Consider the following 10,653-nt stretch of genomic DNA (forward strand, 5'->3'; position numbering starts at 1 on the left):
GGTGGAAAAGACCGTTATTGAGCGGTTGGCAACGGACGTCGTCATCTCTCCGTACTTTCGTAAGTTGTACGAGCTCGCTCAAAGAAATAGAGATTTTTGCACGTTCAACTTACCTTGTGAGGAGGTCACAGAAAGGCAGGTTGTGCATCTTTTGAAGTTCGCCGATATACTGTCTGCGTCACCTGTTGAGCTGAATAGAGGCTTAGCTTATCGAGTTGTTAGTAATCTGTATGAGTCCAATTCGAATCTAGAGGCAGTGAGGGTCTATCTGCACGCGATTTTGAATAAGTTGGGGATTTGGCCGGGTCTTGAACTTCTTCCTGAACAAAAAGAATATTTTGATTGTTTGCCGATAGAGCGAAAGCTTGAGTCTCATATAAAGCGGGAGTTGCAAAGGGTTGACGGGACGCGACTATCTTTTACAGATAAACAATACGAATTGTTCGGCAAATTGAGAAGTAGTCAAAGCTTGAGCTTTTCAGGCCCCACCTCAATGGGGAAGTCATTTGTCATAGTTGAATTTGTTAGAAGTATTTTGCTCGAAAAGGGAAGGCAAGATATTGTAGTTATGGTGCCTACTCGAGCACTTATTGCTCAGATGGTTTCAGATATTTATGGTCGGTTGCGTGAATTACTAAGCTCAGAGGGCTACATTCTGGCGACTAATTCCTATGCAACATCTTACCTAGATGCGGATGCATCGAAACGCTATATATTCATATTGACTCCTGAGCGGATACTTAGTCTTTTAAATGGAGCCCCAAAATATTCTTTCGGTTACCTTCTAGTAGATGAGGCTCACAAACTGGCTTCTAAGAAAGACGGAAGAAGCATAGTTTCGTATCAAGCTATTGAGCAGTCGCTCGAGAGGAATGGGAGGTTGCGGCTATATTTTTCATCTCCTAATATTCTGAATCCAGAAGTACTATTAGCGCTGTTCAATAAGCCGATTAACGTTTTTAAAACTTCGGAAGGGGCTACGGGGCAGAACCTTTATTTTGTGGATCTTGTCAATAAAATAGCTAAGGGTATGCATAGGGATCTAACTCTTGATATGTCTAGGGAGGTATTTGTCAAAAAAAGGTCCGCATATGATGTTATTCTTAATGTTTCTCGGGGAGGGTCGAAAATAATATACTGTAGCTCCATTGCTGGGGCGCTGACTAGGTCTCGAGAATTTAAAGCTTTTTTGGTTGGGCGAAAAAGGATAAAGGTTGATCCGGTATTGTTGGACGCGGCCTCCCAAATAAGGGAGTTTATTCATGCGGACTATGAATTGGCCGATCTAATTGAGTGTGGTATCGCTTTTCATTACGGAAAACTGCCTCAAGCTATTAGGCAATTGGTTGAGCGGCTTTTTAGAGAAGGTAACATAAGTTTTTTATTCTGTACCTCAACTCTTCTTGAGGGAGTTAACCTTCCTGCAAAGACAATTTTTATTATGTCAAACAAAAAGGGCCCCTCAAAATTAGAGACTGTGGATTTCTGGAACCTTGCAGGTCGAGCTGGCCGCCTTACAAAGGAGTTTTCTGGAAATATAATATGTCTTCGTGATGATCAAGAACACTGGAAAAGTTTGGAGCTGCTGGACGAAAGAAAAAGAGAGGTAGAAATTTGGCCTTCTGTACTTCCAATGACTATAGAGGAGAGGAATGCTGTTATTGCAAGGCTAGATCAAGATGACTATGTTGGTCATAAATTATCAGGTCGAATCTCTGATATTGTTCGTCTTGATATGCTTAGGCGTGAAGATGGATATGTGAGTCCGCTCTTAAGTTATCTCGAGGAGAATGAGCAAGGTAAAATCTTGGCGCGCGCTCGCTCAATCAATAGTGATATTAGTATTCCGCTTAATATTGCAAGGGCGAATCATTACATTGGTTTGGAAATCCAAGATCACGCATTTAAGGTTATTGCCAGGGAGGAGAGTATTGATCTTCGCTTGAAGCCATGGCCAAAAATTCCTGAAATAGAAACAGTTTTACGGAAAATTTTCGATCTATACAGGTTTGACTTGCGCGAGAAGAAAATTAACCCAAATAGTATTCCTTATTACGCATGGTTGATGCATAGATGGATGATTGCGGGTGATTCTCTCAATTCATTGATTGCCGGCTCTCTTAGCAGAGAGGGGGGTAAGGTTAGAATTGGTAAAAAACTTGTTAAAATTGATCCTTCTAATAAGGCGCACATAAGTGTGGTGGTTAACAATTTTATCGAAGATATTGAGCATAAGCTTAAGTATATTTTTGAGAATTACTTGGGGCACTATTACCAATGTTTGCACTGGAAGTATGGGGATAATGCTGGTGCTAATTGGGCTCAGTTCTTGGAGTTTGGGACAAATGATAAGGTCGTTTCGGCAATGCAGTTAGTTGGACTTTCGAGGCATACTGCGCTATTTTTGAAGAAGCGCTATGGTGAAGCAGTGAAAGTCGTGAATGGTTCGGTGAAAGGAGTTGATTTTAATAGGCTTTTGCGTGAGCTCAACAAAGGGAGTGTCTACTATGAGGATATATCTCGAATGGTTGCTTAATTATGGGGCTTCTTGTTTTTAAAGAAATACGCTGGGTTGCTGCTGGGCTTACAACTTATGTTGTAAGCCGCAAGCGAGAGGTCAGTTAATCTCAATAAGTTTAAGTTGTTTCTTCAGTTTTTCATTTTTTATGGTGCCTAGAATTCCAGAGTGAATTTCTCGGTGGCAGGCAGGGCAGATAGCTCCTATATATCGAGGGTGGTCCAGTCCGCCATCGGAGAGCCGGTTTACATGGTGTGGCTCCAGATAGGGGGTACCATCCTTCTTCATGAATGGAGCTGGCTTTCCACAGCTCTCACATAGACCTTTTGCACGCATAAGGACATAGTGGGTGACCTTTCGGTTACGCTGATAAATTTTGCGATGCGCTGATTGGTCGATTGTATTCGTTACCGGCTTACATGCAGCAAAGGCAGCTATTCGAGCCTCTGCTAACGAATCTGCGAGCTCAACCTCTGCCTCCAACTCAGTTTCGACATTTAGCTCTGGGCTGCCCACAGGTACCAATCTGAATACAAGAGCAGTACGATCCTCACCATCAATATCCGGTTGGATTCGTTCAAAGACGTCGGCGCAGCAGAACTCACCTATATAGCGATTACCTTTCCCTTTACCGAGCGATTTGAACAGATGAAGCGCACGACCTGTCTCAGCATGCTCAGCGACAGCTCTGTTGCCACGGTTCAATGTCATAGGCCCACGCTGCCCTTCACCGGTGTAGAGAAACGCACCGTTCTCCCAGCGGTCGGCATAGCCGTATTGCTCGCCACTATCGCCTGTAAACAAGAAAATCGCCGGGTAGGTAGCAGATGCCGCTATGCCGCTCTGTCGGCTACCCCCGAATGGTCCGTTGATTTCAGTCACTCGATCGTAAATGGCCCCAGGCTCGAACTACAGGACTACTTCTAGACCAGTGCTTTGCAGCTCGATGATGGTAAACCCACGCTTTTCTAAATAGCGGTTTGTGAGGTGTCCGCCAGGGAATTGGCCCACTGCGATACCGGTAGCCAAGGAGACTATTTTCTTTGCTGGATACGATGTACCCCCTACAGCAATCGCGTAGCGGTGGGGCAGGTTCGTCTCCCAGCCAAGCCACTCTCGTCTTCCTCTAAAGTCGCGGTCAAATTCCAGCAAAGCCTCGTCAATACGTTCCTTCGATACAGCTTTGATCGCCACGTGTGCTGCCCTTTGTCGCCGATGTTTGTAGGAAATTTCCCCATCGTCGCCAAAGTGATCAAACGGTTCAAGAAAAACTGGCAAAGCGCCACTGCTATAGTGGTGGCCTCGCAAGAGATCGTATGCATTCCAGGGACATACGCCTTGTGTCAGCAGGCATGCCCAGGGGCTCCGGAATCGGATTTTCCCTCTTCTCTGTAGTCCGTTTCCGAAACATACTCCTAGCGCTTTGCAGCCATTGCAGCCGTCTCATCAGCCATCTAGTCTCGCCAAGTCGCTACCAAACCCGCGACACGGCTTTGACAGGCCGTAGCTGATAGAAGGATTGCACGTTGTCGCTTATGGCGGCTGTACGTGGGGCACCTCGTGTGCGCCGGGTTCCTTCATCCTCGGTCTGTCAACCCACGTACCGCTGCCACCATTCTGTTTGACAGCAGGATCTTGGCGGTTCTATCCCGATGAAGGAGTGTAATCATGCTAAAGATCGTCCCCGATCCACCGCTACACGACAAATACACCACCCACACCCTCGAAGACCTTTTGGTCCAGATCTCCGAATACCTCGTCTGCGCCCTGACCGTCAGCCAGCAGACCGTTCTGCTCCACGCCAAACCCCCAGGCCAGGTCCTGACCCTCGCCGCCATGCACGAAATCGACAGCGCCCGCACCCTGGTGGAAGTGGCGCTAAGCCGCGTGCAATCCCGGCACTGACCTGGCGAGCCTGGGCTCGCACTTGATGTTCACCGATCAGGCCCCGCGCCGTTCGCGGGGCCGCAGGAGGAATGGTATGGATAAGGAATTGCAAATCCCGCGCATCAAGAAACTCGCCACCACCGGCGTCGGGCATTTCGGCGAAGGCGTGGAGGTGGGGGTGTAAGACCCGCTGTTCCGCGTGGTGGCGGGGCATCCGCTGGACCATGCGGTGGAGCAGGCGACCGTGCTGATGTGTGCGGTGCACAAGATCAGTGATCTGGCGATGGTGGAGACTGATCATCTGCCTACGTTGCTGACGGCGGTGCATTACCTCAGTGGTATGGCCAAGGCGTTGGCCCAGGATGTGAATCATGTGCTGACGGTTCGTTTGCCGGCCGAATAGCGATTGAGTAAATCGCCCGGGCAATATTGCCTGGGCGCTTTCCCATTCTGAGTTTGTGAGGGAATATTCAGCTGCACTAATCCAGCGCTACAGAGCAACGTTGTGCGCTGTACCGCCGACGACACCGTATTCAGCTATAGGCCCGCCCATGGATGTGACCATTGAACCGAAGATCAAAAACGCGCTGCACGATCTATTCGCCGCTGTCGGGCAACTGCAGGCGGCCTATCCTGGCAAGCCTTTTACTCTGGACGGCAGGTTGGTCGGCGATATCGGCGAGGTGGTGGCGAGCCTGGCGTACAGGCTGACGCTCAATGACGGGCTCACCAAGCATCACGATGCGGTTTGTGATGCAGGGCGTAATGTGCAAATCAAGACCACCTTCGGCACCACCCTGACATTTCCCGTGCACCACGTGCCTGACTATTACCTCGGTATTCGCATGAACCGGGACGGCACGTTTGAAGAGGTCTACAACGGTCCGGGCTACTTGATTCAGCAGCAACTGGCTGGACGTAGGCCTACGCGTACGGGGTTGCATGGGAATCTGATGGCCATGCTCAGGCGGCTAAATGGCACGGTGGCTGAGCAGGATCGGATACCGCGGCGTTGAGCGGGGTTGGTTTGGCAGGGTGGGCCCTCAGCTCGCTACGAAGCAGGCCCTGTGGTGGATGGCACCGGCTGCGCCGGTGTTCGCGGGTAGGTCCGCTCCCACAGGATTTGTTTTTCGCCTTGTCGCTATGGCGCCAGGTTCACGCCGTTACAGCGGCCCTTGGTGGAGAAATCGTTGATCTGCCGCGCCTTGTTCACCGACATCAGGATCGTGCAGCCACCAGGATGGGCCACGTCGTCCCAGTAGTTGGTATGGACCATCACGTTACCTTGCATCTCGGCGGTGCTGCCGACCACCTCCTTTTGCACGTAGGTGGTATCGCGGTACCAGCCCAACTGCACCCCTGCGCCGCCGGGCAACGGCTCCATGCGCATGGGCGGGCCGAAGAAGTCGATGGCCTGCTTGGCGTCGCGCCCTTGCCATTGGTTGCCCGCCATCAGCTCCGGCAGGGTCGGGATGCAGCCGGCCAGCGCAGGCAGCAACAGGCCAAGGACCAGCAGAGGGCGCGTGCTCATCGTGGGGTGTTGCCCAGCATGTCGTCCAGCTCCTGCACCGCCTGGCTGTTGGCCTGGACGCCGATCAACTGGATGAACATGGCCTGGATGGTGGCGACCATCTTCGCCGCCGGCATCTTGCCGATCGACAACATCTGGTTGCGCGCGCGGTTGTCGGGGGCGCAGACGAAGGCGAAGGTGCGCTGCAGCCAGTAGTCCTTTGGTGCGGCCCAGTCTTTAGCGTTGGTTTTCACATCGCGCACGGCGCCGTCGAAGCGACGAATCGCCCGGGCGCTGTCCAGGCGGATCTGGCGCTGTTTGCATTTGACCTGCACCTCGTAGGCGGCGAGGGTCGGGAAGGCCGGGTCTTCGAACAGCTGCATGACCTGGGCCGATTGCACGCCACCGGGCTTTTGCAGGATGCCGGCGGCATCGGCGACGTAGACCTCGTTGTGCAGGCGTTCGCCTTTGCCGTAGATGATCCAGTAGTCGCCCGCGGCTTGCTCGGCCAGGGCCGGGGTGCTGCAGGCCATGGCCAGGATGGCCAGCCATCGGCAGGGGAGTGGAAGGCTGTGACGCATGGAGTCCTTTCCCGATTTATGTAATCAAGAAGGGACTATACGAGCGCTGGGTGAGCAGGGTCGATTAGGGCGGTTGTGCTAATGGCCAAAGGCTTGTAGCGCGGTGAGGCAGTAAGCGGAGTCTTGGATGGTGGGCCGTCGGATTCGGGATTGTGGATTGAGCGGAAATCGCTGGGACCGCTTTGCGGTCCTTTCGCGACGCAAGGCCGCTCCTACAGGGGGGCGGCGTATGGATTGGCTGGCAGCTCATGGTCGAAGGGCAGGTTCGGGCCTGTTCGCGAGCAGGTGATCGCTGCGGCATGGATTGCGTAGGCGAGGATTGCATCGATGGTTTTATGGGGGAGCGTCGCTATCGCGGCCGGGCTGTCTGCTCCGAGACGAGCCAGGTAGGCGAGCACGGCGGCTTGGAAGGTGTCACCGGCGCCGACGGTGTCGCTTACCGGCAACGACATATCCGCTGGGCGCTGCCATGAGCCATGTGCGCAATGCACACTGGCACCGTCTGCTCCATGGGTGATGAAAACGAGTCGGCAGCGATCGTTTAGCCAGCCTCGTGCCACGTCACGAGTCTCCCGGCCCGGATAGAGCAAGGCGATGTCTTCCTCACTGGCCTTGATCACATGCGCATGTCCGGCAAACGCCTCCACCTGCCGCCGCCACAGCACCACATCCGGCTGCGGATTAAGCCGCACATTCGGATCAAGGCTGATCAGCCGCCGGTCCCGCTCGCGCTCCACCAGCGCCATCAGCGTATCGGCCACGGGCTTCACCACCAGGGTGTACGAGCCCACATGGATTCCCCGCACACACTCATCCAACTCCGGCAGATGCGCCAGCATTACCTGCCGATCCGCACACCCTTCACCGCGAAACTGATACTGCGCCGAGCCATTGGCATCCAGCCCGACCATGGCCAGGGTGGTCGGCGCATCGCTGGTCACCACATAGCGGCAGTCCACCCGTTCCTCTTCCAGCACCCGCCGCAGCCGGGCACCGAGGTAGTCGCTGGACAACCCGCCGAACAACGCCGATTCCACGCCCAGCCGACGCAGGCCAACAGCCACGTTGAACGGCGACCCGCCGGCAATCGCGGTAAACCCCAGCTCGTTGTTGCGGCTGCTGTTTTCCACGCTGAAGACATCGAACAGGGCCTCGCCACACACCAGGTACATGCAGTTCTCCAGAACGAAAGACAAGGGAAGGATACCTGCACTCATCGTGCAGGCAGTTGATTCCGGTAGCGTTGATAGGCGACCTCGTACTCGGCCTGTTGCGCCGGGCGGGGCAGGGTGCGGGTGCTTTCGTCGAGGGCGACGCAGCGTTTGCACAGGGTTTCGAGGCTGTCGCCCTGGCCCAGCTGGCGACCGAGGCTCCAGGCGGCCTGGATCGCGGCGCCCAGGGCGGCGGCTTCGGTCTGTCGGGGGCATACCACCGGCAGGCCGAGCAGGTCGGCCAGTGTCTGGCGCCACAGCGGGCTTTTCGCCGCGCCGCCGACCAGGCGGATTTCGCTGCCTGGCAGGCCGCTGGCGCGCAGCAGGTCGAGGCCGTAACGCAGGCTGAAGCTGGTGCCTTCGAGCACGGCGCGGCAGAGGTTGGCGCGGGTCAGGTTGGCGCTGGTCATGCCGTGCAGGCTGGCGGTGGCTTCGGGCAACGCGGGGACGCGCTCGCCGTTGAAGAAGGGCAGCATCAGCAGGCCGTCGGCGCCGATCGGGGCTCGGGCGGCGAGTGCGGTGAATTGGTCGAGGTTGAGTTCCAGCAGGTAGCGCACCAGCGTGTTGGCGCTGGTCAGGTTCATGGTGCAGATCAACGCCAGCCAGCCGCCGCTGGAAGCGCAGAAGGTCGCCACTTCGCCCAGGGGGCTGACGTGGGGTTGGTCGGCGTAGGCGGCCAGGGTGCCGGAGGTGCCGAGGCTCAGGGTGATCATGCCGGGGGCGATATTGCCGGTGCCGATGGCGCCAAGCATGTTGTCGCCGCCGCCCGTGGCCACCCAGGTCTGTGGGCTCAGGCCGAGTGCAGCGGCAGCCTGTTCGCGCAAGGTGCCGATGCAGTCGCCGGATTCGACCAACTCAGGCAGCGCCGCCAATAGACGCTCGCCCGGCTCGATGTGCTGAAGGACATCGGGCGCCCAGGTTCGCCTGCGCACATCGTAATAGCCGGTGCCGGAGGCGTCGCCGGGTTCGGTGCAGGCGCGGCCGGTCAGCCAGTGATTGAGGTAGTCGTGGGGCAGCAGGATATGGGTGAGGTGGGCGAACAGGTTGGGGTGGTGACGCTTGGTCCATAGCAACTTGGACAGGGTATAACCCGGCGCGATCACCAACCCGAGGTGTTCGAGCGAGCCTTGGGCACCGCCGAGCGCATCGAGCAATGCCTGGTTCTCGGGCGCGCTCTCGGTATCGCACCAGAGCTTCGCCGGGCGCAGCACCTGGCCCTGTGCATCGAGCATCACCAGGCCGTGCTGCTGGCCGGACACGGCCAGTGCGCGGATCGCGTGGCCATCCACACCGGCTTCTCGCAAAGCAGCGGCCACCGCCGCACGCAGGGCTTCCAGCCAGTCGGCTGGGTCCTGCTCACGCCGGCCGTCACGGCCTTGGGGCGGTGCATGGGCGGCGCTGCCCAGGCCGAGCACCTGGCCGCTGCCGGCGTCCAGCACCAGGGCCTTGGTGCCCTGGGTGCCGCAATCGATGCCGAGGAACAATCCGTCCATCTCGAAGGGCTCCGTGTCAGTCGCCGAGGACCTGGCGCAGGGTTTCACTCACGCCGACTTCGCGCAAGCTGTCGTACAGGCGCTCGAAGGCGCTGACGAAAGCCTTGGACGCGGGGATGGCGGTGCCGAAGATCGCTTCGTCACCCAGCACCCGGGCGGCCAGGCCGTCGTGCTGTACCACCCGGGCCTGGCAGTCGGCGGCGCGGGGGTCGGGGATGCTGTAGCGGGTGCCCTGTTCGTCCTCGCCGCGCAGGTACAGGGCCCAGGCGGCCACCACCAGGGCCACGCGCTCCAGGGGCTTGCCGTCGGCGATCAGGCGGTTGGCGGTGGGCACGATGAACTTGGGGAACTTCGACGAGCCGTCGGAGCACACGCGCTCCAGCTGGTCGGCGATGGCGCGGTTGGCGAAGCGTTCGCCGAGGCTTTGCTTGTAGCGCTCAAGATCAATGCCGGGCACCGGGGCCAGTTGCGGGGTTACGTCCTGGTCCATGAAGGCGTGCATGTAGCGGCGCAGCAGCGGGTCGGCGAGGGTTTCGTGGACGAAACGGTAGCCCTGAAGGAAGCCCAGGTAGGTGAGGGCCAGGTGGCTGCCGTTGAGCAGCTTGATCTTCATCTCTTCATAGGGCGTGACGTCGCGGGTGAACTGCACGCCGACCTTTTCCCAGGCCGGGCGGCCGGCGACGAAGTTGTCTTCCACCACCCATTGCAAAAACGGCTCGCACACCACCGGCCAGGCATCGTCGACGCCATGGCGTTCGCGCAGTTGCTGGCGGTGGGCGGGGCTGGTCATCGGGGTGATGCGGTCGACCATGGCGTTGGGGAAGCTGACGTGGCCGTCGATCCACCGGGCAAGGTCGTGGTTCTGCAGGTGGGCGAAGGCCAGCAGGGCTTTGCGGGCGACGTCGCCGTTGTGCGGGAGGTTGTCGCACGACATCACGGTGAACGGCCCGCTGCCTGCCTCGCGGCGGCGGCGCAGGGCTTCGCAGAGGAAGCCGAACACGCTTTGTGGGGCTTGCGGGTTGGCCAGGTCGTGCTGGATCTGCGGCAGGTCGGCGCGGAATTCGCCGGTGCTGTCGTCGATGCAGTAGCCGCCTTCGGTGATGGTCAGGGAGACGATGCGGATATTGGGTTCGGTCAGCTTGGCCAGCAGCGGTTCGGCGCCGTCCTCGGCCAGCAGCATGCCGTTGATGGCGGCGATTGCGCGTACCTTGGTGTCGGGCTGGTCGCCCAGTTCGAACAGGGTGTAGAGATGGTCCTGGCCGGCCAGGGCGTCGCGCATGGCGCGGTCTTCGCCGCGTAAGCCGATGCCGCAGATGGCCCAGTCGAGGCCTTCGCCGCAGTTCATCAGGGCGTCGGTGTAGGCGGCCTGGTGGGCGCGGTGGAAGCCGCCGACGCCGATGTGGGCGATGCCCTGGCATAGTTGGGTTGGGTCGTAGGTGGGGCGGGCGACGGT

Annotated in this window: 11 protein-coding genes; 4 read left to right on the forward strand and 7 right to left on the reverse strand. The window is 57.4% G+C overall.

What is annotated here, in order from left to right; translation table 11 throughout:
- The first annotated feature begins 1 nt into the window (after position 1).
- A complete protein-coding gene (locus DMX06_RS19630) occupies positions 2–2,536 on the forward strand; it encodes a DEAD/DEAH box helicase (protein ID WP_110738975.1) in 2,535 nt (844 codons plus the stop codon).
- Between the two features lie 81 nt (positions 2,537–2,617).
- Here the strand turns inward: DMX06_RS19630 and DMX06_RS19635 are convergent, their stop codons facing one another.
- Both DMX06_RS19635 and DMX06_RS26620 read right to left on the reverse strand, forming a co-directional pair.
- Positions 2,618–3,400 (reverse strand): HNH endonuclease, encoded by a 783-nt coding sequence (locus tag DMX06_RS19635; RefSeq protein WP_258378890.1) that lies wholly within the window; start codon positions 3,398–3,400, stop codon positions 2,618–2,620.
- A 27-nt stretch (positions 3,401–3,427) separates the two neighbouring features.
- Entirely contained in the window at positions 3,428–3,712 is a 285-nt protein-coding gene (locus DMX06_RS26620; protein WP_258378891.1) for a hypothetical protein, read from the reverse strand.
- Positions 3,713–4,186: 474 nt separating this feature from the next.
- Between DMX06_RS26620 and DMX06_RS19640 the strand changes: the two genes are divergently transcribed.
- From DMX06_RS19640 to DMX06_RS19650, 3 genes are all read left to right on the forward strand, one after another.
- Entirely contained in the window at positions 4,187–4,423 is a 237-nt protein-coding gene (locus tag DMX06_RS19640; RefSeq protein ID WP_028688843.1) for a hypothetical protein, read from the forward strand.
- Between the two features lie 181 nt (positions 4,424–4,604).
- A complete protein-coding gene (locus DMX06_RS19645; protein WP_258378892.1) occupies positions 4,605–4,808 on the forward strand; it encodes a DUF3077 domain-containing protein in 204 nt (67 codons plus the stop codon).
- Positions 4,809–4,956: 148 nt separating this feature from the next.
- On the forward strand, positions 4,957–5,421 hold the full coding sequence (locus tag DMX06_RS19650) for a DUF6998 domain-containing protein (RefSeq protein WP_110738977.1): 465 nt from the start codon (positions 4,957–4,959) through the stop codon (positions 5,419–5,421).
- Positions 5,422–5,546: 125 nt separating this feature from the next.
- Here DMX06_RS19650 and DMX06_RS19655 read toward each other — a convergent pair whose 3' ends face one another.
- The 5 genes from DMX06_RS19655 to DMX06_RS19675 all read right to left on the reverse strand — a co-directional run.
- Positions 5,547–5,936: a hypothetical protein gene (locus tag DMX06_RS19655; RefSeq protein ID WP_023629525.1), complete on the reverse strand. Its 390-nt coding sequence runs from the start codon at positions 5,934–5,936 to the stop codon at positions 5,547–5,549.
- On the reverse strand, positions 5,933–6,496 hold the full coding sequence (locus DMX06_RS19660; protein ID WP_110738978.1) for a hypothetical protein: 564 nt from the start codon (positions 6,494–6,496) through the stop codon (positions 5,933–5,935). The genes DMX06_RS19655 and DMX06_RS19660 overlap by 4 nt, the downstream gene beginning before the upstream one ends.
- 212 nt (positions 6,497–6,708) lie before the next feature.
- Positions 6,709–7,668, reverse strand: coding sequence for a carbohydrate kinase family protein (locus tag DMX06_RS19665; RefSeq protein WP_110738979.1), 960 nt, complete (start codon positions 7,666–7,668; stop codon positions 6,709–6,711).
- Positions 7,669–7,709: 41 nt separating this feature from the next.
- Positions 7,710–9,200: a xylulokinase gene (xylB, locus tag DMX06_RS19670; RefSeq protein ID WP_110738980.1), complete on the reverse strand. Its 1,491-nt coding sequence runs from the start codon at positions 9,198–9,200 to the stop codon at positions 7,710–7,712.
- Positions 9,201–9,216: 16 nt separating this feature from the next.
- A partial coding sequence (locus DMX06_RS19675) for a mannitol dehydrogenase family protein (RefSeq protein WP_110738981.1) occupies positions 9,217–10,653 on the reverse strand: 1,437 nt, incomplete at its 5' end.

Origin of the sequence: Pseudomonas mosselii (assembly GCF_003205295.1) — a bacterium.
In the GTDB taxonomy this organism is placed as follows: Bacteria; Pseudomonadota; Gammaproteobacteria; order Pseudomonadales; family Pseudomonadaceae; genus Aquipseudomonas; species Aquipseudomonas mosselii_B.